This is a genomic window from Serinicoccus hydrothermalis (assembly GCF_001685415.1).
Classification (GTDB): Bacteria; Actinomycetota; Actinomycetes; order Actinomycetales; family Dermatophilaceae; genus Ornithinicoccus; species Ornithinicoccus hydrothermalis.
This window is the reverse complement of the sequence record NZ_CP014989.1, coordinates 1,856,388-1,881,470: the sequence shown is the minus strand read 5'-3', so window position 1 is coordinate 1,881,470 and position 25,083 is coordinate 1,856,388. Positions and strand designations below refer to the sequence as shown.

The following is a 25,083-nucleotide window of genomic DNA, read 5'->3' as shown; positions in this document are numbered from 1 at the left end:
CCGAGAGGAGGAGCAGCCGATGCCGCGGACCCGCGTGCAGCGCGAGCGTGGCTCGATCGCGCTCGAGTTCGCCTTCGCCGCGCCCGTCGTGCTGCTCCTGCTCGCCCTGGCCTGGACCTTCGGCCGCGTCGCCTGGGCCAACGGTCACCTCGAGGCGGGCACCCGCGACGCCGCCCGCGTCGCCACCCAGGCGCGGTCCATGCAGGAGGCGCAGAGCAGCGCCCTCGCGGTGCTGCGGGAGAACACCCAGGCCGTGCAGGGGTGCCCCGCCAGCCTGGCCGTCCAGATCTCCGGCGACTTCGAGCCGGGCTCCACGCTGACCGTCCAGGCCTCGTGCAGCTACTCCCTGTCCGACATCGGTATGCCCGGCGCACCCGGGCGCGTCTCGCCCTCCTCCTCCTTCGCCTCCGTGGTGGACCAGCACCGGGGGCTGACCCCGTGAACCGCCTCGTGCAGCGGCTGCGCACCGACGCCGAGCGCGGGTCGATCCTGCCGCTCATCCCGGTGCTCGCCCTGGCGCTGCTCATGATCGCCGGCCTGGTCATCGACGCCTCGCGGCAGCTCAACGCGCGCAGCCAGGCGGTGGCCTACGCCGAGGAGGCGGCCCGCGCCGGCGCCCAGGCGGTCGAGCCGGAACCGCCGGCCACCCTGGACGAGCGCCAGGCGCGGCAGAACGTCGCCGACTACTGCGCCCGCGTCCTGCAGCGGAACGCCGTGACCAGCTGCGGCGTCTCAGACATCGAGCCCGCCGACGACAGCCCGCGGCCCTACACCATGGTGGTGCGGGTCGACACCGAGATCCCGACCACGCTGCTCGGGATGGTGGGGCTGCGCAGCCTGAGCGCCTCCGGGGTGGGGCGCGCCGAACCCGTGGCAGGAGAGTTGCTTGAGCCAGCACCAGAGCCGGACCCCGGCGAGGACCCTGGTCCCGACCCCGACCCGGGACCTGACCCCGGGCCCGAACCTGACCCCGACCCCGACCCGGAGCCCGGGCCGATCCCGGAGCCGTGAGATGACCCAGACCACCGTCCTGTCCCGCTGGCGCCCCGCGCTGCTGGTGGCCGCCCTGCCGCTGGCCCTGGCCGCGTGCGGCGGCTCCGACGACCTCCCGGAGAGCTCGCCGACCGCGATGGCCTCCGACGACGGGCCTCAGGCGACCGCGGCGCCGACCACGCAGGAGCCGGAACCCACGGGGGAGGAGCCGGAGGAGACCGCGGCCTCCGAGGACGACGACGAGGACGCCGACGCCGGGACCGAGGGATCCACCGACCAGCCCGACACCTGGGCGACGTTCACCGCCGAGCCGCCGCCGGTCGACGTCGACACCGAGGAGCTGGAGGGCGACCCCCGCGTGGAGGCGCTGCGGCGGTTCAACGAGACCTTCGCCCGGGCCGCGAGCGCGGACGCGCCGCAGGACGAGGAGTGGCTCGCCACGATGGACGAGGGCGGCTACGACGGGATCATGGAGATCCTCGGCGAGGAGTTCGGGCGCTCCTACCCGGGCCCGCTGCCCTACACCCCGTTGTCCGTCTCCGAGCTCGAGGATGGAACCTGGTCGGTCCAGGGCTGTATGGTGACGGACGGGTTCTCCGTGGAATCCGCCGGCTCCGGGGACGGCGTGACCGGTCTGGAGGTGTCCTCGGTCGAGTACGAGCTGATCGAGGACCCGGGTGACGAGGGGGCATACCTCGTCCAGGCCCTCTATGCCGGACTGCTCAACTGCTCGACGACCGAGGTGGAGACGGACTCATGGCCAGGACGATGACCGGGCGCGTGCGCGCGATCCTTGCCGCCCTGCTGACGGTGGGGCTGACGCTGACCCTCGCGCCGGTGCAGTCGGCGCAGGCCATCGACGTGCCGCCGCGCCCGGGGCAGCCGATCCAGTGGCCCTCGGAGAACCGCACCCGGATCAAGACCTACCAGACCGGCGGCGGCTCGGCGTGCTCGCTCATCGCCTCGCCCAACTCCGTGGGCGGGGTATGCCTGTCGGCGCGGGCCTTCGACGGACCGACGATCCGTGAGGTGCTCAAGGGCGACGACCTGCCGGACTGCTGGCACCAGCGGCTGGACGCCGACGAGCTGGAGAACATCGGGCTGGACCCGCTCACCGACGGCACCCACTACTACTGGCACCGCTGCCTGCGCGGGATCGACCGCAAGACCTACGAGATCGAGCCCGAGGGCCTCTTCTTCGCGGTTGGCATCTGGATCTACGAGCCGGACGACCCCGAGCTCGTGGAGCTGACGCCCAACCAGCGGGAGTTCATCAACCGCTTCGTCCGCAACGGCAACGTCCCGGTGCCGCTCATGCTGTCCTCGCCGAGCCCGGTGCCCTGGGTCAACGACGACGTCGCCTTCTACAACGCCGGTGACGACGAGATCCACGTCGACCTGTCCATCCCGGGCGTCGAGATGCGCGGCCGGGTCACCGAGCTGCTCGTCTACCCCGAGGGTCGCGACGGCCCCGCGGTCAAGTGCCCCGGGTCCGGCAAGGAGGTCACGACGAAGGACACCCCGAAGACCGTGCCCGACGCGTGCTGGCACGCCTTCGAGCAGTCCAGCCACACCCAGCCGGACGACGCCTACGAGGGCGAGATCCACGCGCAGTGGCAGATCGACGCCCGCATCAACGGCGAGTGGCAGCCGTTCCACTCCTTCGTCAAGAGCTCCGAAGGGGTCATCCAGGTCAACGAGGTGCAGGCCCTGGTCCGTCCGTGACCGAGGGCCCCACCAGGAGGGGAGCAGCACGATGAGCACGACCACACCCAAGCGACCGGGCGGAGCGTCGCAGCGCCAGTCCGGTTTCCGTCCACGGACCGCCGCCGACCACCTGCCCCGGCCCGAGCGCACCGAGCGCTCGGTCGGCAAGGGGGTCGCGGCGCTGCTGGGCCTGCTCGTCCTCGTCGTGGGCGTGCCGGTGGGTCTGGTCCTGTGGGTGGGCAACCCGCTGCCGACCTCGGCCCCGACCATGGAGTGGCTGACCGCCCCGGTGACGGCGCAGGCACTCATCGACATCGTGGCCGTCCTCGTCTGGCTGGTGTGGGCGCACTTCGTGGTCTGCCTCCTCGCCGAGTGGCGCGCGGTGCGCGCGGGCCGGCTCCCCGGCATGGTGCCGGCCGGTGGCGGCTCGCAGCTGGTGGCGCGGCGTCTGATCGCCGGGGTGCTGCTCCTGGCGGGCACCGCGACCATGACCGGCCAGGCCCCGGGGCAGTCCGGTGCGCCGGTGGCCTCCGTGGTGAGCACCGCGCCGGCCGGCGACTCGGCGCAGCAGGGCTCGCAGGGTGGCCTGGCGCTGGGCTCGGAGGGCACCGGGGACCAGAGCCCGGGCACGGGCGCCGACGAGCAGGACCGGGTCGACGCCGAGGCGGGGGCGAGCGTCAAGGTGACGAAGTTCTACGAGGTGAAGCCGCCCGCGGGGCGCAACCACGACACCCTCTGGGACATCGCCGACCGGACGATGGGCGACCCCTTCCGCTACAAGGAGATCTACCAGCTCAACAAGGACCGGGTGCAGCCGGACGGCCGCAAGCTGCAGGACGCCGACCTCATCCAGTCCGGCTGGCAGCTGGTCATGCCGGCGGACGCGTCCGGCCGGGACATCACCTCGGTGCGGGCGCACGTGCCGGCGACCCAGACCCCGACGGCCAGCGCCGCTCAGGCGCAGGCCCAGCTCGACGACGTCGCGCAGCGCACCGGTGACACGGCCGGGGAGGCCGCGTCGGCGGCCGGGTCCGGTGCCGCCGGGGCGGTCGCGGGCGCCGCGGACCTGCAGACCTCGGGCGTGGACGGAGCCGCCGGCGCGGCTGCCGAGGGAGTGACCGAGGCCCCCGAGGCGGAGCGGGTCCCCCTCGGCGACCTGGCCCTGGGCGGCGGCATGGTGCTGGCCGGTCTCGCGCTGGCCCTGTCGAGCCGGCGTGGCCCCTACGGCGACCCGGCGGCGCCGGAGCAGGCGCTGCGGCTGGCCGCCAACGGTGGCCGGGCCGACCTGCTCGACCGCGGGCTGCGGCTGCTCGCCGCGGGCCGACGGCAGCAGGGTCTGGCGCTGCCGGACGCCGCCGCCGTCTACGTCGGCGACGACCAGGTCATCGTCCACCTCGCCGGGCAGGGCGCGGACCACCCGGCCCCGCCGGCACCCTGGCAGGTGACCGAGGAGGGCGGCGTGTGGGTGCTGCGGTCGGCGGACCTCGACGGCTACCCCGTCGACGGCCCGGCGCCGTGGCCGGCCCTGGTCAACGTCGCGTCCTCGCACGGCTTCGACCTGCTCGTCGACCTCGAGTACGCGCCCGGTCTGGTGAGCATCGGCGGCGATCCGGAGGTGGCCCGCGAGGTGGCGCTGTCCACGGTGGTCGACCTCGTGACCCACCCCTGGTCCGACGGTGCCCGGGTCACCCTCGTCGGCTTCGCCGACAGCGCGACGTCGGCGCTCGCCGACCTCGCCCCGGGCCGGATCGAGCAGGTGCGCTCCATCGAGGAGGCCATCGCGCTCGGCCGTCGCGACACCGACGCGCACCGCTCCCTGCTGCGCGGGCTGGGGGTCGACGGCGTCCTCGCCGGTCGCTCGGCCGGCGCGGGCAGCGACCTGCGGCCGCACCTCGTCGTGCTGTCCGGCACGCCCGGCCCCCAGGAGGCCCACCAGCTCACCGAGCTGCTCTCCTCCGGCCGCACCGGCGTCTCCGTGCTGTGCGTGGGCCAGACCGTGGCCGCCCGCTGGCGCTTCGCCGTCGACGCCTCCGGTCAGCTCGACCTGGGGGTGCTCGGCATGAACGGCACGGCGCGCCGGCTGCGCCACGGCGACCTCGACCGGGTGGCCGGCTGGGTGCGGCAGAGCGCCGAGGACGGCGCCCAGGCCGCCTCCCGGGCCGCCGCGCTCGGACCGGTCGACGCCGTCTCGACCCTGCCCCGCGAGGGCCGGGCCCACGTCGAGGCCGCCACGTCCATGCCCGAGCGCCAGGAGGCGCTGGCGCATGTGGGTCTGCTCGGTCCGGTCGTCGTCCACGCGCCGGGTGAGGTCAACCCGGCCCGCGAGGAGCTGCTCACCGAGCTGGTGACCCTGGTGGCCCTGCACCCGGAGGGCGTCCACGACGCGGTGCTCCGGATCTCGCTGTGGCCGCGCGGCGTCGAGGACGACGTCGTCGAGGCGACGCTGGCCTCGGCCACGCAGTGGCTGGGCACCGGGAGCGACGGCGAGCCGCTGCTCGACCGGGACGCCGGCGGCCGCTGGCGGCTCGGACCCGAGGTGCACGTCGACTGGCTGGAGCTCGCCTCCCTCGCGGGACGGCGCGGGCAGGAGCCGCAGCGGCTGGCCGGCGTGCTCGCGCAGGCCCGCGGCGAGGCCTTCTCGGCGACCCCGAGCACGCGCTACAGCTGGCTGGCCTTCCACCAGGCCGCCCGGGACGCCCGCGTCGTCGTCACCGCCGTGGCCCGCCACTGCGCCGGGGCGCTCGCCTCGGCCGGCGACGCCGCGGCCGCCCAGCGGGTGCTGCGCGACGGCCTGACCCTGGTCCCGCGGGCCCAGTCGCTGTGGCGCGACCTGCTGCGCCTGCTCGGCGGCTCGGACCCGGACCAGGCCGCCCGCCTCGTCGGCGAGATGCGCACGGTCCTCGGCGAGGAGCCGCTGGAGCCGGAGACGGCCGCCCTCGCTTCGCACCTGAGCCCGGACCTGCGCGAGCTGGGGTGAGCACGTGCGGCTGCTGATCACGGCGATCGCGGCCGGGGAGGTCGCGCGGGCGGGCGGCAGCGCCACCCCGCACGACCTGGTCGTCGACACCGAGGACGACGCCACGGTCGGCGACCTGGCCGTGGCCCTCGGCCGTCGGCTCGCCGCGCAGCAGCGCACCGCCCCGCTGGCCGCGGTCGGGGCCGCCGCCGGCAGCGGGGGCGAGACCGCCGCACCCCAGCTGCGGGTGGTCCGGCCCGAGGGGGAGGCCGGGGCCGGGCAGCTCGAGGTCGAGCCCGCGGATCCCGCGCAGGCACCCCCGCTCTACGTCGGTGACCGGCGCCTGGACCCGGGTATGCCGCTGGCCGACAGCCCCGTCCGGCACGGCTCCGTCGTCGGGGTGGGACAGCCGGTCGGTGACCTGCTGGCCGAGCCCCTGGGCAGCGTCGAGGTCCGCATCTCCTCGGGCCCGGGCGCGGGGACGGTGGCCCGGCTCAGCACCGGGGACCACGTCGTGGGGACCTCGCCGCACGCCTCCGTCGCGCTGCCGCCCGTCGGCCTGCCCGAGGTCTGCCTCACGCTGCGCGTGCTGCCGGACGGCTCGGTGCAGCTCGACCCGGAGCCGGAGCTGACCGGCGTGCTGCAGCAGCCGATCTGGCGCCGTCGCCCGCTGCCCGGGCCGATCGTGCTGGACGCCGACGCCGAGATCCAGCAGCGGGAGGCGGGCGAGAGCACCTACAGCGAGCTGCCGCCCGGCACCCGGGTGATCAGCTCGGACGCCCCCACCCCGCTGCTCCACGTGGACCGCGAGGAGGTCGAGCCCGGTCAGGTGTGGGAGCCCGGTCAGGCCCTCGTCGTCGGTCCGTGCCTGCTCGAGCTGACGATCCCCTCGGCGCCGGACGCCTCGCTCTCGCTCAGCCCGCAGGGCTCCACGCTGGACTACAACCGCCCCCCGCGGCTCCTGCCGGCGCCGCGGCAGACCGAGTTCACCCTGCCCCACGAGCCGAAGCGGCCCCTCGGCCAGCAGATCCCGTGGGCCTTCATCTTCCTGCCCGCCGTCGCCGGACTGGCGATGTACCTCATCACCGGCCGGCTCTACACCCTCATCTTCATCGCCCTCACCCCGCTCATGGCGCTGTCCAACTGGGTCACCGGCCGCACCCAGGAGCGCAAGCGCTACCGCAGCGACTTCGCGGAGTTCACGACGCGGACGCGCAAGGTCCAGCAGAGCGCGCTGGCGGGCCTGGCCGACGAGCGCTCCGCCCGTCGACGGGACTTCGCCGACCCCGGTGAGATCCTCATGACGGCGATCGGTCCGCGACGCCGGCTCTGGGAGCGGCGACGCAGCGACCCGGACTGGCTGCTCGCCCGGTTCGGCACGGCCGACCAGGTGTCCTCGGTGACGGTGAAGTCCAACGCCCGCGAGGAGCACGAGGGCGACCTCGCCTGGACCGCGCCGGACGTCCCGGTGACCGTGAGCCTGCTGGAGGCCGGGGTCACGGGGCTGGCCGGGCCCCGGCGCCGGGACGTGGGCCGGTGGGTCCTCGCCCAGCTCGCGGTGCTGCACTCGCCGGTCGACCTGGACATGACGCTGCTCACCTCGTCCGAGGGCGAGGCCGACTGGCACTGGGCCCGCTGGCTGCCCCACCTGCGCTCCGACGAGGGCGACCCGGAGCTGGCCCAGGTGGGGGTGGACGAGCAGACCACGGCGCGGCGGATCGGCGAGCTCGTCACCGAGCTCGAGCGGCGCATCGACATGACCGACCAGGGCTCCTTCGCCAGCAAGGGCGTGACCTTCCCCCCGCTGCTCGTCGTCCTGGACGGCTCCCGCCGGCTCCGGCTGCTCCCCGGCATGGTCCCCCTGCTGCAGCGGGGCCCGTCGGTGGGCATCACCTTCCTCTGCCTCGATGAGGACGAGCGGCTGCTGCCCGAGGAGTGCCACGCCGTGGTGCAGGCGGACGAGCCGCTCATGCGGGTCACGGTGAGCGAGAAGTGGGTGACCGAGGGGGTCCGGCCCGACCTGGTCAGCGCGGCCTGGGCCGAGCGGGTCGCGCGCGCCGTCGCCCCGGTGCGGGATGTCTCCGCCGAGGACGCCGCGGCGACGATCCCGACCTCCAGCCGGCTGCTCGACGTGCTGCGACTGGACCCCCCGACGAGCCCGGCGGTGCAGGAGCGCTGGGTCTCGGTCGGGCGCACCACGCAGGCGGTCATCGGCGAGGGCACCGAGGGCGCTTTCGCCATCGACATGGTCAAGGACGGCCCGCACGGGCTGGTCGCGGGCACCACCGGCTCGGGCAAGTCCGAGCTGCTGCAGACGATCATCGCCTCCCTGGCGGTGCACAACCGGCCGGACGAGATGACCTTCGTCCTCGTGGACTACAAGGGCGGTGCCGCCTTCAAGGACTGCAACCGGTTGCCGCACACGGTCGGCATGGTCACCGACCTGGACGGTCACCTCACGGGGCGCGCCCTGGAGTCGCTGGGTGCCGAGCTGCGCCGCCGCGAGCACCAGCTCGCCGGCGCCGACGCCAAGGACATCGAGGACTACCTCGCGACCAAGGGGCCGGAGGACGAGCCCATGCCGCGGCTGCTCATCGTCATCGACGAGTTCGCGGCGCTCGTGGCCGAGCTGCCGGACTTCGTCACCGGGCTGGTCGACATCGCCCGCCGGGGGCGGTCGCTGGGCGTGCACCTCATCCTCGCGACGCAGCGGCCCGCCGGCGTGGTGAGCGCCGAGATCAAGTCCAACACCAACCTGCGGATCGCGCTGCGCGTCACCGACACCAACGACAGCCAGGACGTCATCGAGGCGCGGGAGGCGGCCCAGATCTCCAAGGCCACCCCCGGGCGTGGCTACGCCCGGCTCGGGCACTCCAGCCTCATCCCGTTCCAGTCCTCCCGGGTGGGGGGTCGGCCCCGCCCCGAGGGCAGGGCGGCCGACATCGAGCTGCGGGGTATGCCCTTCGCCGAGCTCGGCGTGGCCCCGCCGCGCCCGGAGGTGGCCGAGGAGGACGTCACCATCCCCACCGACCTGGCCGCGCTCGTGGAGGCGTGCCAGCAGGCCAGCAGCGAGTCCGGGATCAGTGCCCCGCCGAGCCCGTGGCTGCCCGCCCTCGGTGACGTCGTCACCCTGGAGCAGGTGCTCGAGCAGTTCCCCTCGGCGACGCCGGACGTCGACCGCCTCCGGCTGCCGCTGGGGCTGGTGGACCTCCCGGCCGAGCAGCGGCGCGACGTGGCGGCATACGACCTGGACACCGGTGCCCACCTGGCGATCGTCGGCGCGGCGCGCACCGGGCGCTCCACCGCGCTGCGGGCCGTCGCGGGCGCCGTGGCGCGTGACCTCTCGCCGGAGGACGTCCACATCTTCGGCGTCGACTGCGGCAACAACGCGCTGCTCCCGCTCATGGCGCTCCCGCACGTCGGTGCGGTCGTCGCCCGTGACCAGACCGACCGCATGGACCGCCTGGTCACCCGGCTGCGGGCGCTCATCAGCGACCGGCAGCAGCAGCTCGCGCAGGCCGGCTTCGCCGACGTCGCCGAGCAGCGGGCCGGGGCCGCGCCGGGGGAGCGGCTGCCCTACGTCCTCATCCTCTTCGACCGGTGGGAGGGCTTCTTCCAGGCCTACGACGCCCTGGACGGCGGCAAGCTCGTCACCGCCTTCCAGCAGATCCTGCAGGAGGGCGCCGCCGTCGGGGTGCGGATGGTCGTGACCGGCGACCGCACCCTGGTCTCGGGGCGCATGGGCACCCTGCTGGACGACAAGATCATGCTGCGCATGACCGACAAGAGCGACTTCTCCAACATCGGCATGCAGACCAAGAAGGTCCCCGAGACCATGGTCGAGGGGCGCGGCTTCCGGGCCGAGGGGCTGCGCGAGGTCCAGTTCGCGCTGCTCGCGGACGACCCCGCCGGCACGGCGCAGGTGCGGGCGCTGCAGGAGCTCGGCAAGGCGGCGACGCAGCGGTATGCCGAGCTGCCGCGCTCGCGCCGACCGTTCCACGTCGACGTCCTGCCGGTGCGGTTCACCGCCGAGCAGGCGGCCGAGCTGCGGACCCAGGAGGAGTCGCAGGGCATCACCGTCCCCGAGACCTCGCTCGCGGTGGCCGTCGGCGGCGACACCCTGGGGCTGCGGCACCTGGACGCCGTCGACCACGGCCCCGCGGTGCTCGTGACCGGCCCGAGGCGCAGCGGCCGCTCCAGCGTGCTGCGGCAGATCGCCGCCGAGGCGCTGCGCCGCAGCTGGCAGGTGGCGGTCGTCACCCCGCGCAAGAGCCCGCTGCGGGACCTCGAGGGTGCCACCGGTGTGCATGGTCCTTGGGACCTCACCAGCGACAAGGACGAGGTGACCGAGCAGCTGACCGCGCTCGTCGAGGGGGAGGAGCCCCTGGTGATCCTCGTCGACGACACCGAGCTCGTGGGCTCCGACGGGTGGCTGGCCGAGGCCCTGGTCGCGGCCATGGAGAAGATGCGGGACTCGGGCAAGATGCTCGTCGGGGCCGGCACGGCCGGCGACATGCAGAGCCACTACCGGGGTCCCTCGGCGGTGCTCAAGAAGTCCGGCAACGGCATCCTGCTCAACCCGCAGTCCAGCGCCGACGCCGACCTGTTCGGGGCGCGCCTCAACCGCTCCGCCTTCGGGCAGTCGCTGCCCCCGGGCGGGGGCTACCTGCTCGTGGCCGGTCAGCCCGAGCGGGTCCAGGTGATCTGGGAGGGGTGAGCGGCCGCTGGCAGGTAGGTGCCGATCTGGCCGTTTGGCTGGAAGTGGACGCCCTGAGGGTGGACACCACGTCGTCGCTCTGCCTAGTGTGACGTCAGATCGCACACCCGAGGGTGATCATGGGGGGCGATCGTGACCAGTCACACGAACCCGGACGAAGGGGAGAAAAATCATGGCCGTTGGTGGTGAACTCGCGACCCTGCGAGACCTGCACAAGACGCTCGACACGTCCGCCCAGGAGATCGAGAAGGTCTCCGGCGACGTCGACAAGTCGGTCCAGAGCACGGTGTGGACCGGCACCAACGCGGAGAAGTTCCGCGACGCCTGGCAGACCTTCAAGCCGACGCTGACGCCGAAGCTGGTCGAGGCGATGAACGAGGCCAAGGAAGACATCAAGATGCAGCACAACAACCTGGCCGCCGCCACCGGCGAGTCGGACCGCATCTGAGCCATCCGCACCGAGGGGCCGGGGAGCGCATCGCGCTCCCCGGCCCCTCGTCGTGTCCGGGTCGGTGCGGGGTCCTGCCCGATGCCCCCGTCTGCGTGTCTCTGCCGGATCCGCTAGAGAAGCGCATACGGTGCCATCGTGGATCCGATCAGAAACCCGTACGCCCCCGGCGCCGGCCAGCGCCCGCCCGAGCTCGCCGGCCGCGACGAGCAGCTGGAGCGCTTCCGGGTCGTGCTGGAGCGCATCGCTCGCGGACGGCCGGAGCGCTCGATGGTGCTCACCGGCCTGCGCGGGGTCGGCAAGACGGTGCTGCTCAACGCGCTGCGGGGCACGGCGGTGCGCAGCCGCTGGGGGACGGGGAAGTACGAGGCGCGGCCCGAGCAAGGGATGCGTCGACCCATGGCCGCCGCGCTGCACGTCGCGGTGCGCGAGCTGGGGCACCCGCAGGGTGACGAGGTCGACCACGTGCTCGGCGTCATCAAGGCCTTCGCACAGAAGGACCAGCCCGGCGCCAAGCTGCGCGACCGGTGGAACCCGGGCATCGAGGTCGCGGCGGTCACGGGGCGGGCCGACTCCGGCGACATCGAGATCGACCTGGTCGAGCTCCTCTCCGACGTGGGCGGCCTCGCGGCCGACGTCGGCAAGGGGGTCGCGGTCTTCATCGACGAGATGCAGGACCTGCAGCCCGACGACGTCTCGGCGATCTGCGCGGCCTGCCACGAGCTGAGCCAGTCGGCGCTGCCGGTCATCGTCGTCGGCGCCGGGCTGCCGCACCTGCCGGCGGTGCTCTCGGCGAGCAAGTCCTACTCCGAGCGCCTCTTCCGCTACACCCGGATCGACCGGCTCTCCCGGGAGCAGGCGGAGCGGGCGCTGCAGCTACCGGCGGAGGACGAGGACGCCGCCTGGTCGCCGGACGCGCTGGAAGCGATGTATGCCGCGACCGGCGGCTACCCCTACTTCCTCCAGGCCTACGGCAAGGAGGTCTGGGACCTCGCGCCGGAGTCGCCGATCAGCCCCGAGGACGTGCGGGTCGCCGGGCCCGAGGCGGAGGCCGAGCTCGCCGTCGGCTTCTTCGGGAGCCGCTACGAGCGGGCCACGCCGGGGGAGCGGGAGTACCTCCGGGCCATGGCCGACCTCGCCGCCGAGCGCGCGGAGACGGGCGAGGAGGTCGACGAGATCGAGTCGGTCGCGACCTCCGACATCGCGACGCACCTGGGCCGCAAGCCGCAGTCCCTGTCGCCGGCGCGCGACGCGCTGCTCAAGAAGGGCCTCATCTACTCCGGCGAGCGGGGCCGGATCGCCTTCACGGTGCCGCACTTCGGGCGCTACCTGCGCGAGCACACCTGAGCATCGGCAGCCGTGCCGTCGACACGCCGCTCTGGACCGGCCCCAGCGTTCACGTGAACGCTGCAGCCGTTCTCGGCGGGCGTGGCGCCGGGACGAGGTGCGCTCCAGGGCGGACGCGGAGGCATACCATGTGCTCGACGTGGACAGGAGGACGCCGATGAAGCTGCTGCTCACCTCGGGCGGGGTGACCAACGCCAGCATCGAGGCCGCGCTGGTCGAGATGCTGGGCAAGCCGGTCGCGGAGTCGAGCGCGCTGGCGATCCCGACCGCGACCTACGGCCACCAGATGTGCGACCCCGGAAACGCCTGGCGCTTCCTCGCCGGTGAGTCCCCGGCCCCGATGTGCGACCTGGGGTGGGCCTCCATCGGTGTCCTCGAGCTCACCGCGCTGCCGAGCATGGACCGGGAGCGCTGGGTGCCCTGGGTGGAGCAGGCCGACGCCCTGCTGGTCGACGGCGGGGACGCGACCTACCTGGCGCACTGGATGCGCGAGTCCGGTCTCGCCGACCTGCTGCCGGGCCTGACGGACACCGTGTGGGTCGGGCTCAGCGCCGGCAGCATGGTCATGACGCCGCGCATCGGCGAGCCCTTTGTCAGCTGGCGCCCCGAGGGCTGGAGCGACGAGACGCTCGGGGTCGTCGACTTCTCGATCTACCCCCACGTCGGGATGAACCCGATGGAGGGGGCGGACCGCTGGGCGGCACCGCTCGGCGTCGAGGCGTATGCCCTGGACGACCAGAGCGCCATCGCGGTGGTCGACGGCGAGACCACGGTGGTCTCGGAGGGCACGTGGCGGCACCTGCCGCTCGTCAGCAGGTAGTCCTCAGCGGGCGGCGAGGAACTCCCTCACCCGGTCCAGGAGCAGCGCGGTGGCCTCGGCGTCGTAGGCCGGCAGCGAGCTGTCCGTGAAGAGGTGCTGGTCGCCCGGGTAGACGAAGAGCTCGGCGGCCGGCGTGGACTCGGCCAGCTCGCGGGCCGCGGGGAGGTCCTCGTCGAAGAACTCGTCGCCCTCCATGCCGTGGATCTGCACCGGGACACCCTCCGGCCACGCCGACCCGAACTCCGAGAGCGGCAGGCAGGAGTGGAGCAGCAGCGCGCCCTGCGCCGAGGGCTCCGTCTGCGCGAGCGCCTGGGCGATGGTGACGCCGAAGGACAGACCGGCATACACCAGCCCTCCCTCCAGCTCGCTCGCGACGGCCACGCCGCGCTCGCGGAGGACGTCGAAGCCGGTCTCCCGGGCGAAGGCGAAGCCCTCCTCGATGCTGCCGAACGTGTGCCCCTCGAAGAGGTCGGGCGTGTGTACGGTATGCCCGTCCGCCCGCAGCTCGTCGGCGAAGGCCTGGACACCGGGGGTCAGGCCCTGGATGTGGTGGTAGAGCAGTACCTGTGCCATCGCTGTCTCCTGCTGATCGATCGAGATCGGGGCCGTCCGACGATGCTAGTCCGCGTCGTCACCGGGCGGTCCGGAAGCCCAGCAACCACACCGGCCACGTGCGTCCCGGCGTGACGCTTCTCACGTCTGGGCGCGACGCTGCTGGTCAGCGCGCTGCTGGCAGCCTTCCTGACCGGAGCCTGACCGTCGCGTGATTGCGACGTCCAGACTTCTGCCGCACGGTAGAAGAGGTCGCGGGGGAGCCCGCGGCCCTTGTCCCCCTTGTTCTCGACCCCATGAGGTTCTGACTTTCATGAAGCATCGTGCCACCCGCACGCGCCGTCTCGGCGCCGCCGCCGCCGTGACCGGTCTGGCCGCGCTCGCCGGCACCGTCTCCGCCGGCTCGGCCCAGGCCGCCAGCGGCGAGACCTGGGACCGCGTCGCCCAGTGCGAGTCCGGCGGCAACTGGAGCATCAACACCGGCAACGGTTTCTACGGCGGCCTGCAGTTCCTCCAGACCACCTGGGAGGGCTTCGGCGGCACGGAGTATGCCCCCCGCGCCGACCTCGCGAGCCGCGCCCAGCAGATCGACATCGCGGAGAACGTGCTGGCCGTCCAGGGCCCGGGCGCCTGGCCCGTGTGCTCGGTGGAGGCCGGCCTCACCGCCGGCGGCCCCGCGCCGGCCGAGCCGGAGCCTGCCCCTGCGCAGCCCGAGCCGGAGCCTGCCCCCGCGCAGCCCGAGCCGGAGCCCGCCCCCGCGCAGCCCGAGCCGGCACCTGCGCAGCAGCAGCCCGCCCCGCAGCAGCAGGCCGCGCCGCAGCAGGCGCAGCCCGCCGCGCCGGCGCAGGACGTCGCCCTCGCCGAGCACGTCATCGAGCGTGGTGAGACGACCGGCACCATCGCGGCCGACTACGGCTCCACGGTCCACGAGCTCGTCGCGATCAACGACCTGCCGCACGGCGGCTCGCTCATCTACGCTGGGCACGTCATGCTCGTCCCGGCCGACGGTGCGCCCACCGGCGCCGGCACCTACACCGTCGAGCGTGGCGACACCCTGTCGCAGATCGCCGCGGCCCACGGCACCTCGGTCGACGCCCTGGTGCACGCCAACGGCATCGACGACCCGGACCTCATCCTCGAGGGCCAGGTTCTGCACCTCGGCTGAGGATCGTGCCGCCCGCGCCCCGGGCGACATCCCTCGAATTCGACCTCTCGAAACGTCGCCATGGCGACGATTCGAGAGGTCGAATTCGTGCCTGGCCCGGAACTGCCGATGGCCCGGCCCCGCACCCCGTGCTCTGCGCACGGTGGTCGCGGGACCGGGCCATCGGCATACCGGGGTGGCCTCGGCCGTGGCTCAGGCGGTGCAGGCGCCCACGAGCTCCTCGAGAGCCGCCTGCGCGTCCTCGGTGTCGACGTCGGGGATGTCGATGACGTCCTCGGTGCGGGTGCCCGCCTCGACGACGGCGTCGTTGACCTGCTCCAGCGGAGCGTTGACGCGCTCCACCAGCGCGGCGTGGTCACCGCCCTGCTCGGCGAGCGTCGACAGCCGGCCGGACAGCAGGGTCAGCTCGGAGAAGGAGACCGAGTCGAGGTCGTCACCGGCGGAGACGACCTCGAGCTGGGTCGTGGCGCGCTCGTCCAGCGGGGTGCCCTGGCCGGCCAGGAAGCCCTGGCACACCGGGTCGTCCGCGACCTCGCGCTCCGCCGCGGCGTCCTCGCTCGCGGTCGTGCCCTCCATGCCTTGCTCGGCGCTGGTCTCGCTGCTGCTCGCGTCCTCGTCCTGGGCCGAGCAGGCGGTGAGGACCGCCAGGCTCATCACGGTGGCCATGGTCAGGGCACGTCGCATCGGTTCATTCCTCCTCGTGGGTCCGGGCTCCCGCCGCCGTGGGCGGCAGGGAGACGCCCCGGCGGGTCACAGGGAGCCGGAGCGAAGGATCCATTCTCCCCCACCGCCGCCGACCCGTGCGGCCGGGGTGCTCACCAGCCCGCGGTGCCCTCGCCGCCCTTGAACGGTCCCTTCACCCGAGAGGTGATCCAGCCGCCGTAGAAGTCGCCCTCCTGCGGCACGACGCGCTCACCGTCGACGAAGCAGCCGTCCTCCGGGCCGGTCGCGCCGTCCACGACCGCCGGGGTGACCGCGGCGTAGTCGGCGATCTCCTCGAAGCCCGGGGCCGGGTCGGGATAGGTCCAGGCCGCCCGGCTCAGCCGCTGCCCGTCGACGACGAGGTCGAAGTAGGTGGCCGACCCCTTGAACTCGCACGTCGTGCGCCGGTTGTCCCGCGCCGGCTGCAGCGTCCCGGTGACGAAGGCGCCGAGGGGGAGGTAGTAGGTCGGCGGGTGCGAGGTCTCCAGCACCCGGATCGCCGCCACCGTCTCGGCGATCGTCTGCCCGCCGACCCGGATCACGACGTGCTCGCCGCCGCTCGTGTCGAGCGCGGGCGGTCGCGGGTAGTCCCAGACGGACTCGGTCGGTGCAGACATACCCTGACCATAGGGGGGTATGCCCGCCCCTGCCCAACCGACGCACGGCTCAGCGGCGGGTCCCGGCGACCGCGGCGAGCGCCTCGCCGAGCGGCCCGGCCAGCTGCAGCGACCGGGTGCGGCTCAGGTGGTTGCTGTCGGTCCACACGAGCACGCCGTCGTCGACGGCCGGGCACCAGCCCTGCGGGCAGAGCTGCCCGGTGAGGTCGACGGGGACGACCTCGGGGTCCTGCGCGAGCGCCTGCTCGACCGGCCCGGACACCGGGGCCAGCGCCTGCGCGGCGTCACGGCCGCAGGCCTCGACCTCGATCGGGTGCTCGGCCACGCACTCCGGGACGTCGACCTCGAAGCGGGGCGTGGGCATGATCGTCGCCACCGCCGACCCGCCGGCCCCGAGCTCCTCCCAGGCCCGCTCGATCCCGGCCGCCATCGGTCCGCCCACCTCGGCGGAGGGGACCACCTGCTCGTCGATCCACAGCCGCGGGACCGGCACCTGGGCGGTGAGGACCACGTCGGGCGGGTCCTCGGCGACGGCCGCGGTCACCTCCTCGAGCCAGGCGCGGCAGATCCACTTCGGTCGATCACCGGTCATCGGTATGACCTCGGCCGCCGGGCAGCCGGTGTGCGCCAGGAGCTCCACCCGCCAGCCGCGCTCGGCGCCCGCGGCGGCCAGCGCCGGCATCCACATGACGGCGTGCGAGTCCCCGACGAGCACCACCCGGGTGGTGCCCTCGGTGTCGCCGTCGACGCACCGGGTCGCGTGCTCGGCACCGGGCAGCAGCTCACAGCCGTCGTAGAACGGCGTGTAGACGTCGTCCCCGGCGCGGTCCGGGCTCGGCTCCACCGCCACGGCGCGCGACAGCGGTCCACCCGGCCCGAGCACGGTCACCGACGCCACCACCGCGGCCGCGCACACGACGCAGCCGAGGGCATACCCCCCGGCCCAGCGGAAGAGGCGCCGGGTGGTGACCCGGACCGTTGTGCGGGGGATCCGTCCGCGGAAGGGCTCCTCGACGAAGCGGTAGGACAGCCACGCCACGGGGAAGGACAGCGCGACCACGAGCAGCCCGACCGCCCAGGTGGGCTCGGTGGCGCCGGTCAGCGCCCCCGCCGCCACGAGAAGTGGCCAGTGCCAGAGGTAGAGCGAGTAGGAGATGTCGCCCGTGCGCTGCGCCGGCGACCAGGCGAGGGCCGCGCGCGGGGCCCCGGACACGAAGGGCCCGCCGAGCAGGACCGCCACGGTGCCCAGGGTCGGGAGCAGGGCCGCGGTCCCCGGGAAGGCGGTCGCCTCGTCGAGCAGCAGCGCCGAGGCGAGCACCGCGCCCAGGCCCGCCCCCACCAGGGCCAGCGCGACGCGAGAGCCCGGTGCGCGCGCCACCCACCACGGCCACAGCGCCGCCAGGACGGCACCGAGGGCCAGCTCCCACACGCGCGTCGTCGTGACGAAGTAGGCCCGGCCGGGGTCGACCTGGGAGAGCCAGGCCGACCAGGCGAGCGAGAGCGCGCCGAGCACCCCCGCCAGCAGCGCCACCCTCGACGCCGTGCCGCGACCTCGGCCCGGGAGCACCACGACGAGCGCGAGCAGGACCGGCCACACGAGGTAGAACTGCTCCTCGACGGCCAGCGACCAGAAGTGCTGCAGCGGCGAGGGCGGGGCGTCGGCGGCGAGGTAGTCGACCGAGCGGGCCGCCAGTCGCCAGTTCACGACGTAGAACGCGCTGGCCACGATGTCCCCGGCGACCTCGCGCCACCGCGTGAGCGGCAGCAGCGCGACGGTGATGAGCGCGACCCCGACGACCGTGACGGCGGCGGCGGGCAGCAGCCGCCGCGCGCGGCGCAGGTAGAAGCGGGGCAGGTCCAGCCGCCCCCGCTCCTGCACCTCGGTGAGGAGGATCTGGGTCATGAGGAAGCCCGACACGACGAGGAAGACGTCGACCCCGACATACCCCCCGCGCAGTCCCGGCACGCCCGCGTGCCACAGCAGCACCAGCACGACCGCGACCGCCCGGAGCGTCTGGATGTCTGCGCGCATGGGGAAGGTGCCCCGCCTCTCCTTCGTCAGCGCGCATCCTACGGGCAGCGGCTACCCTGGCCGAATGGGTGAGCGAGAGCGTCGTGTCGCGGCCCGGCTGGGCCGGGTGCGGGAGCTGTTCGGCCGCTCCCGGGCCGGGCAGGACGAGCCGCGGGTGCGGGCGCTGCCCGACCCGGGGGAGAGCAGCGTCGAGGCGCTGCCGCTGACGCCGGAGTCACGCCGCATCGACGAGGACGAGCGGGCCCGGATCGACGCCGGTGTCGCCGCCGTGCAGGCCGAGGGCGTCGACGTCGAGGACCTCGACTCGATCGGGGACGGTCTCGACCGGGCGCTGGCGGGCTGGCTGCAGGAGCGCGACGGGGGTCACGACGAGATCGTCGAGCGGTATGCCATGGCCGTCGGAGAGCACCTGCACCGCCGGACCGACCTGGCCTGGGAGGTGGTGACCGACGTCTTCGGCACCGACCTGGCCGTCTGCGCCGGCGACTTCGTCGTGGTGCCGTCCAACCTCGTCGCCGTGCGGTGGATGCGGCGCGAGTCCGGCTGGGTGCCGAAGGTCGTCGGGCACATCGTCGAGGTGCGCAGCCGCTGACGCCCCACGCCGCTCCGCGCGGGGGAGCGGCTCGTCAGCCCTCCTCCTCCGGCGGGGGGACCGGTGAGCGCGGTGCGGGGTCGCGGGGGCGGCCGGCGAGCTTCTGGACGCGCCGCATGACCCAGGAGGTGGCGACCTCACGGCCCGTGGTGACGTACTCCACCGCCGAGTCGTGGAAGATCGTGGACCGGACCACCGCCAGGTCCAGCTCGCGCCCCAGGAGCAGGAGGGTGTCGCCCTCCTTGAGCTTCTGGTCCATGCCCGGGGTGAAGATCCGGCGCCCGGCCCGCACCAGCACCGCGGGGTAGACCGCGAGGCGGACGTCGCGCTCGTCCGGGTCGCGCAGGAGGTCGCCGATGGTGAGCTCGTGCTCCGTGAGCCAGCGGACCACCGCGGGGGCGCTGGCGAAGTCGAGGTCGAGCCGGGTGGAGATCGGGGTCTCGTCGCCGACCACGGCGACGATCTCGTCCATGACCCGCCGGTCCCACTCGTCGTCCTCGTGCAGGACGTGGTCGATGAAGCTCCAGTAGTTGGGCGAGGTGATCCGGGCGACCGCCTCCCGGGCCAGCAGCTCGGTCGGGATGAAGACCGAGTCGGCGTCGAAGGCCTGCAGCGGGGCGGAGTTGACCGCGGAGTTCTGCCGCACGGCGATGAAGAGCTGGTCGTTCTCGATGCGCGCGTGCGCGGCGTTCGCCATGTTGACGATGTCGGACTCGGCGCCGGCGATGAAGCCGACGGCGTCCGACACGTCCGGCCGGCCGTCGGCCGGGTCCAGCAGGATGACGTCGAGCCCGGCGCTCTCCAGGTCGCGGGTGACCTCGAAGCCGAAGGTGCCGTCGGCGCAGACCACCCACTGCCCCTCGGTGAGGTGGTGCAGCCGGTGCGGCAGCACCGATCCCCGCCTGCTCATGAGCCAGGAGGCCAGCCGGAAGCCGGCCGGGCGGCGCAGCGCCATCACCAGGTAGGCGCCGTAGCGGTCGAAGGGGTTGATGATGACGTCGGCCGCGAAGTCGTGCATCTGCTGGGCGTGCTCACGGTCGCTGCACCGGGCGATGACCATGAGCTCGGGACGCAGCAGGTTGACGGACATGACGACCGAGAGGTTGGTCTCGTCGCTGTTGGTGAGCGCCAGCACGGCCTCGCAGTGGTCGTGCGCGAGCCCGGCGATGCCGAGCATGCGGGGATCACGTCCGCTGGCGGCGAAGCCGGGATGGTCGGTGAGGTATCCGTCTAGGGCGAGCTGCTGGATCCGGTCCGGATCCTCGTCGAGCACCACGAAGTCGCGCCCCTGGTCCTCCAGCGCGCGGCATACCGCCTCGCCGGCCTGGCCGTAGCCGACGATGAGGACGAAGGGGGTCTGCATGCTGCGCACCTTGCGGCCGAAGCGCTGCAGCCGCAGCGCCTGGCGGAAGGTCTGCTCCTGGGAGATCGAGAGCAGGGCACCGATGCTGTAGGACCACGCGACCACCGAGGCGTAGATCGTCAGGGTCACCCAGAGCCGTTGGGCGTAGCTGAACTCGTGCGGCACCTCGCCGTAGCCGATGGTCAGGCCGGTGTAGCTGATGACGTAGAAGCTGTCGAAGACCGTCAGCCGGTCCGGGTTCTCCTCCGTTCCGGGCATCGTGCTCAGCCCGAAGGTCATGATCGCGAAGACGCTGACGATGACGACGAGCGGCGCGCGCATACGGCGCAGGACGAGGAAGACCGCGTCCGTCGTCGGCAGGTCGGCCGGCACGTCGACGCGGTAGCGGCGCAGCGAGTCCGGGCGCGGGCGCGCGGGTTTGCCGCGACCGAGGAGCTGCAGGAGGTTGGCCATGGGCGGCGGGTATGCCGGTCAGCGGCGGCGGTAGGAGACGGTCTCGACGACGAGCAGGATGATCGAGACGATGTTGGCCAGCAGCGCGCCGGCGGCGATGGAGACCACGCTGCTCATGTGCTGGCCGGTGAGGCCGCCCGGGTCGACGTGCCGGGCCCAGATCCAGACCAGGGCGGCGACGATGAGCTGGATGCTGGCCACGAGGGAGGTCGCGAGGTGCACCGCGCCGATCTGGGTGCGGTCGCCGAACTTGAGGATCGTGGCGATGATGTTGACCACGACGGCGGCATACAGCTCGTAGACGTTGTGCAGCTTCGGGTTGTCGATGTCCCCGATGACGTAGCCGAAGTTCAGGGTCGCGGCGAGCAGCACGAAGAAGCCGAAGACGACTTTCTCAAGATTCACACCACCGACGATAACGCCGCAGGTCTGTCGGCGCTGCTTCCTAGGATGCGGGGTGTGGATCTGGAGGAGGCGGGCCGGCTGGCCCGGAGGTTGATGGGGGAGCACGGGCTGCGTGACTGGGCCTTCGGCTTCGACCGGGCGAAGGTGCGCGCGGGGGCCTGCCACTGGCAGGACCGGCGGATCACGCTGAGCCGGCAGATCACCGCCGCGCACGAGGTGGCGCAGGTGCGGGAGACGCTGCTGCACGAGATCGCGCACGCCCTGGTGGGTCCGGCGCACGGGCACGACGCGGTGTGGCGGGCCCGCGCGCGGCAGATCGGGTCGACCGGGGACCGGTGCTACGTCGCGGACGTGCCCGTCGTGGCCGGCCGGTGGCAGGGGCGCTGCTCGGCCGGGCACGTGGTGCAGCGGCACCGCCGCCCGACCAGGGTGCTGGTCTGCACCCGATGCCGAGGTATGCCGACGCTCGACCGCGTCCTCTCGTGGAGCCACGACGGGCGTCCGGTGGACCACGCCGAGCTGGGTCCGACGGTGCGGGAGACGATGCGCGAGCTGCGACGGTTGACGTAACGGCATCCTGACGTCCGCGCGGCCCCGTCGGCGGGGCGGAATCCGTGACCAAAGCGTGATCTCAGAGGGTGTCCCGGGGGGTTTGTGTGCATTACATTCCGGAGAGTTGTCCGAGTGATGTGCCCCGATTCCGTGAGGCGGCCGCCCGGACACGCAGATGCAGACGGGAGCCAATGGTGGCGACGACGAGGTGGCGACGTGCCACGGTGCCCGCGGTGACGGCAGCAGCGGTGCTGACCCTGACCGGGTGCCTGCAGAACCCGGATGCCGGCTCGGGCGCAGGTGGCCTGGGAGCCGGCGAGGAGATGGAGGAGGGCGACGGGTCGGTCACGATCTTCGGCGCCTTCGGCGGCGCGGAGGAGGAGCAGTTCAACAACTCGCTCGCGCCCTTCGAGGAGGAGTCGGGGATCGACATCACGTATGTCTCCGACCAGGACTTCACCAACACCATCCAGGTGCGGGTCGACGCCGGTGACGCGCCGGACATCGGACTGTTCCCGCAGCCCGGCGGTGTGCTCGACCTGGCCGAGCGCGGCGCGCTGGTGCCGATCGACGCGATGCTGGACTACGACGCGATCGACGCCACCCTCGTCAACGGCTTCCTCGACTCCGCCCGCTTCGACGGGCGGGTCTACGCCGCCCCGATGCGCATGGCGGTCAAGTCGATCGTCTGGTACCCGAAGGAGGCCTACGAGGAGGGCGGCTGGAACACCGAGCCGGCCGACCTGGACGAGCTCACCGAGGTCGCCGACCAGATCCGCTCCGACGCGGACACCCCGCCGTGGTGCATCGGCTGGCAGTCGGACCAGTCGACGGGCTGGGTCGGCACCGACTGGGTGGAGGAGTACATGCTCCGCCTGTACGGCCCGGACGTCTACGACGACTGGATCTACCACCGGATCCCGTTCAACGACGAGCGTGTGGTCGAGGCGATCGAGACCTACGGCGAGCTCGCCAACAAGGAGGGCAACGTCCTCGGTGGCGCCCGGGGCATCCTCAACACCCCGTTCGCCGAGGCCATGAACCCCGCCTTCGCGGCCGAGCCCGGGTGCTACCTCATGCGCCAGGGCAACTTCGCGACCGGGTTCTTCCCCGAGGAGGTCCAGGAGAACCTCGACGACGAGGTCGGCATCTACGTCTTCCCGCCGGCGGCCGACGGCTTCGACGGGCAGCCCATCCTCGGCGGCGGTGACCTGGCGGCAGCCTTCACCTACGACACGGACGTGGCCGCGGTGATGGAGTTCCTCTCCTCCGACGAGTTCGGCGGTCCCTGGGCGGAGGCCGGTGGGTGGCTCAGCCCCCACACCAGCTTCGACATGAGCCTCTACCCGGACGACCTGACCCGGCAGATCGCCGAGTTCGGCTACACCTCCGACGTCTTCCGCTACGACGGCTCCGACGTCATGCCCCGCGAGGTCGGCTCGGGCTCCTTCTGGACCGGCATGGTCGAGTACCAGTCCGGTGACAAGACCGCCCAGCAGGTCGCCGACGAGATCGAGGCCGGCTGGCCGCAGAGCGCGGACTCGGACGAGGAGGAGGGTGGGGACCAGTGAGCACCACGTCCTCGACCCCACCCGTGGGGGAGGAGGTTCCTCAGACCCCTGAGGGCGCAGGCTCGTCGACCACGGCGGACCCGCCGTCCGATGCCGGTCTCCAGCCGGGCAAGCTGCTCTTCGGAGTGCTCGGCATCGCCGTCACCGTCTGGCTCATGGGCAACCTGTTCCTCGCCTTCGCGTGGTACCCGCAGTGGTTCTTCGACAGCAAGATCCTCATGGGAGTGCTGGGTCTGGTCGTCGGTGTCGGCGGAGCAGCCGTGCTGTTCTGGTTCCTCAACACGGCGATCGAGGCGCTCCCGCGGCGGCTGGAGCACGGCATCATGCCCTACGCCTTCCTGCTGCCGGGCTTCTCGCTCATCGGCCTGATGCTGCTGTTCCCCACGGTCCAGACGATCCACTACAGCTTCGCGAACCAGTCCTCCACGGAGTACGTCGACCCGCTGTGGGCCAACTTCAGCAGCCTCTTCTCCAGCGGCGACTTCTGGTCGGCGATGTTCAACAACCTGCTGTGGATCGCTGTCGTGCCCGCGGTCACCGTCTCCCTCGGCGTCGTGGTCGCGGTGCTGGCCGACAAGCTGTCGGCCGGCAGCGAGAAGTGGTCGAAGAGCTTCATCTTCATGCCCATGGCGATCAGCTTCGTGGCGGCCTCGGCGATCTGGCTCACCACCGTCTACGGCTACCGTCCGCCGGGCGAGCCGCAGACGGCCGCTTTGAACGCGATCTGGGTCAACTGGTTCGGCCAGGACCCCGCGAGCTGGCTGGACATCGACACCGCGCGGCTCAACAGCATCCTGCTCATGGTGATCCTCATCTGGCTGCAGACCGGCTTCGCCATGGTGCTGCTGAGCTCGGCCATCAAGGGCGTCCCCGAGGACACCCTCGAGGCGGCGCGGATCGACGGTGCCTCGGAGTGGCAGATCTTCTGGCAGGTCATCATCCCGCAGATCTGGGGCACGATCGTCACGGTCTTCATCACCGTGCTGATCCTCGTGATGAAGGTCTTCGACATCGTCTACGTGCTCACCAACGGGCGCAACAACACCGACGTCATCGCCAACATGTTCTTCCGGGAGATGTTCACGAACCGTGACGCCGGTCGCGCCACCGCCCTGATCGTGGTCCTGCTGGTCGCGATCATCCCGATCCTGATCTACCAGGTCAGGGACTTCCGCAAGCAGGAGGCCATGCGATGAGCGCCGGACGACTCAAGGACGGGCGGCAGCGCAGCCCGTTCTCGATGGTGACCATGCTGGTCCTCGCCATCCTGTGGACGCTGCCGACGCTGGGCCTGCTGGTCACCAGCTTCCGCAGCCGGGACGACGCGCTCAACAGCGGCTGGTGGTCGGCGATCATCAACCCGTTCAACACCTCGTGGACCTTCGACAACTACCGTCGCGTCTTCGAGATGTCCGACATGGGCAACGCCTTCCTCAACGGCATCGTCGTGGCGGTGCCCGCGACGATCATCCCGATCATGTTCGCCGCCTTCGCGGCCTACGCCTTCACCTTCCTGCAGTTCAGGTTCAAGGAGACGCTGTTCATCGTCATCGTGGCGGTGATGGTGGTCCCCATCCACGTGGCCTTCCAGCCGCTGCTCAACCTGTTCGGCCCCAACGGCCTGGGCATCGCCGGGCAGTACCTCGCGGTCTGGCTGCTGCACACCGGGTTCGGTATGCCGTTGTGCATCTACGTGCTGCGCAACTACATGTCCTCGCTGCCCTTCAGCGTGGTCGAGTCGGCGCGGATCGACGGCTGCAGCAACTTCCAGATCTTCTGGAAGCTGGTGGCGCCGATGGCCATGCCGGCGATGGCGGCCTTCGCCACCCTGCAGTTCCTGTGGGTGTGGAACGACCTGCTCATCGCCAAGCTCTTCCTCGCCAACGACAACACCACGGTGATCGTCAAGCTCCAGCAGCTGCTGGGCACCCAGGGCCAGGGCGCCGAGCTCCTGACCGCGGGCGCCTTCATCTCGATGGTGCTGCCGATGATCGTCTTCTTCGTGCTCCAGAACTTCCTGGTGCGCGGCATGACGAGCGGCGCCGTCAAGGGCTGATCGCACGAGCCGGGATCAGGGCGGGGGTGGCATGC

21 protein-coding genes are annotated in these 25,083 nt (G+C 72.6%); 15 read left to right on the top strand and 6 right to left on the bottom strand.

The genetic code is table 11. The features are described from left to right. The first annotated feature begins 19 nt into the window (after positions 1-19). From SGUI_RS08685 to SGUI_RS08645, 9 genes are all read left to right on the top strand, one after another. A complete protein-coding gene (locus tag SGUI_RS08685) occupies positions 20-442 on the top strand; it encodes a TadE/TadG family type IV pilus assembly protein (RefSeq protein WP_066638844.1) in 423 nt (140 codons plus the stop codon). Further along, positions 439-1,011, top strand: coding sequence for a TadE/TadG family type IV pilus assembly protein (locus SGUI_RS08680; RefSeq protein WP_066638841.1), 573 nt, complete (start codon positions 439-441; stop codon positions 1,009-1,011). Before SGUI_RS08685 ends, SGUI_RS08680 begins: the two co-directional genes overlap by 4 nt. 1 nt (position 1,012) lies before the next feature. Continuing rightward, positions 1,013-1,765: a hypothetical protein gene (locus tag SGUI_RS08675; protein ID WP_066638838.1), complete on the top strand. Its 753-nt coding sequence runs from the start codon at positions 1,013-1,015 to the stop codon at positions 1,763-1,765. Then, positions 1,750-2,718 (top strand): hypothetical protein, encoded by a 969-nt coding sequence (locus SGUI_RS08670; protein WP_157621788.1) that lies wholly within the window; start codon positions 1,750-1,752, stop codon positions 2,716-2,718. Before SGUI_RS08675 ends, SGUI_RS08670 begins: the two co-directional genes overlap by 16 nt. 31 nt (positions 2,719-2,749) lie before the next feature. Further along, positions 2,750-5,677, top strand: a complete 2,928-nt coding sequence (locus tag SGUI_RS08665; protein WP_066638833.1) for a LysM peptidoglycan-binding domain-containing protein — start codon at positions 2,750-2,752, stop codon at positions 5,675-5,677. 4 nt (positions 5,678-5,681) lie between these two features. Then, the gene (locus SGUI_RS08660; RefSeq protein ID WP_066638830.1) at positions 5,682-10,373 is read left to right on the top strand and encodes an FtsK/SpoIIIE domain-containing protein; all 4,692 of its coding nucleotides are present in this window, start codon (positions 5,682-5,684) and stop codon (positions 10,371-10,373) included. A gap of 172 nt (positions 10,374-10,545) precedes the next feature. Then, complete coding sequence (locus tag SGUI_RS08655; protein WP_066638823.1) at positions 10,546-10,821, top strand: WXG100 family type VII secretion target; 276 nt, start codon at positions 10,546-10,548, stop codon at positions 10,819-10,821. A gap of 138 nt (positions 10,822-10,959) precedes the next feature. Next, positions 10,960-12,168, top strand: coding sequence for an ATP-binding protein (locus SGUI_RS08650; RefSeq protein WP_066638821.1), 1,209 nt, complete (start codon positions 10,960-10,962; stop codon positions 12,166-12,168). 157 nt (positions 12,169-12,325) lie between these two features. Next, positions 12,326-12,988: a Type 1 glutamine amidotransferase-like domain-containing protein gene (locus SGUI_RS08645; RefSeq protein ID WP_066638819.1), complete on the top strand. Its 663-nt coding sequence runs from the start codon at positions 12,326-12,328 to the stop codon at positions 12,986-12,988. 3 nt (positions 12,989-12,991) lie between these two features. Here the strand turns inward: SGUI_RS08645 and SGUI_RS08640 are convergent, their stop codons facing one another. After that, positions 12,992-13,561 (bottom strand): dienelactone hydrolase family protein, encoded by a 570-nt coding sequence (locus SGUI_RS08640; protein WP_066638815.1) that lies wholly within the window; start codon positions 13,559-13,561, stop codon positions 12,992-12,994. A 292-nt stretch (positions 13,562-13,853) separates the two neighbouring features. On the opposite strand from SGUI_RS08640, the gene SGUI_RS18300 reads away from it, so the two are divergent. Next, entirely contained in the window at positions 13,854-14,705 is an 852-nt protein-coding gene (locus SGUI_RS18300; protein WP_066638813.1) for a transglycosylase family protein, read from the top strand. Between the two features lie 192 nt (positions 14,706-14,897). Here SGUI_RS18300 and SGUI_RS08630 read toward each other — a convergent pair whose 3' ends face one another. From SGUI_RS08630 to SGUI_RS08620, 3 genes are all read right to left on the bottom strand, one after another. After that, positions 14,898-15,389 carry a hypothetical protein gene (locus tag SGUI_RS08630; RefSeq protein WP_066638809.1) on the bottom strand — a complete coding sequence of 164 codons (492 nt, stop codon included), beginning with the start codon at positions 15,387-15,389 and terminating at the stop codon, positions 14,898-14,900. A 131-nt stretch (positions 15,390-15,520) separates the two neighbouring features. Further along, positions 15,521-16,024 (bottom strand): DUF427 domain-containing protein, encoded by a 504-nt coding sequence (locus SGUI_RS08625; protein WP_066638805.1) that lies wholly within the window; start codon positions 16,022-16,024, stop codon positions 15,521-15,523. 49 nt (positions 16,025-16,073) lie between these two features. Then, entirely contained in the window at positions 16,074-18,056 is a 1,983-nt protein-coding gene (locus SGUI_RS08620) for an acyltransferase family protein (protein WP_083190583.1), read from the bottom strand. 64 nt (positions 18,057-18,120) lie between these two features. Here SGUI_RS08620 and SGUI_RS08615 point away from each other — a divergent pair, with 64 nt between their 5' ends. Then, positions 18,121-18,648 (top strand): DUF3806 domain-containing protein, encoded by a 528-nt coding sequence (locus SGUI_RS08615; protein ID WP_191090886.1) that lies wholly within the window; start codon positions 18,121-18,123, stop codon positions 18,646-18,648. 34 nt (positions 18,649-18,682) lie between these two features. On the opposite strand, the gene SGUI_RS08610 is transcribed toward SGUI_RS08615, so the two are convergent. Then, on the bottom strand, positions 18,683-20,464 hold the full coding sequence (locus SGUI_RS08610; protein WP_083190582.1) for a potassium channel protein: 1,782 nt from the start codon (positions 20,462-20,464) through the stop codon (positions 18,683-18,685). Between the two features lie 18 nt (positions 20,465-20,482). Next, positions 20,483-20,869, bottom strand: a complete 387-nt coding sequence (locus SGUI_RS08605; RefSeq protein WP_066638801.1) for a DUF6394 family protein — start codon at positions 20,867-20,869, stop codon at positions 20,483-20,485. A gap of 54 nt (positions 20,870-20,923) precedes the next feature. On the opposite strand from SGUI_RS08605, the gene SGUI_RS08600 reads away from it, so the two are divergent. From SGUI_RS08600 to SGUI_RS08585, 4 genes are all read left to right on the top strand, one after another. Continuing rightward, positions 20,924-21,439 (top strand): SprT-like domain-containing protein, encoded by a 516-nt coding sequence (locus SGUI_RS08600; protein WP_066643072.1) that lies wholly within the window; start codon positions 20,924-20,926, stop codon positions 21,437-21,439. Positions 21,440-21,654: 215 nt separating this feature from the next. Continuing rightward, positions 21,655-22,992, top strand: coding sequence for an ABC transporter substrate-binding protein (locus SGUI_RS08595; RefSeq protein WP_335675039.1), 1,338 nt, complete (start codon positions 21,655-21,657; stop codon positions 22,990-22,992). After that, positions 22,989-24,188: a carbohydrate ABC transporter permease gene (locus SGUI_RS08590; RefSeq protein ID WP_066638796.1), complete on the top strand. Its 1,200-nt coding sequence runs from the start codon at positions 22,989-22,991 to the stop codon at positions 24,186-24,188. The genes SGUI_RS08595 and SGUI_RS08590 overlap by 4 nt, the downstream gene beginning before the upstream one ends. Next, positions 24,185-25,048 (top strand): carbohydrate ABC transporter permease, encoded by an 864-nt coding sequence (locus tag SGUI_RS08585; protein WP_066638793.1) that lies wholly within the window; start codon positions 24,185-24,187, stop codon positions 25,046-25,048. Before SGUI_RS08590 ends, SGUI_RS08585 begins: the two co-directional genes overlap by 4 nt. The last annotated feature ends 35 nt before the right edge of the window (positions 25,049-25,083 follow it).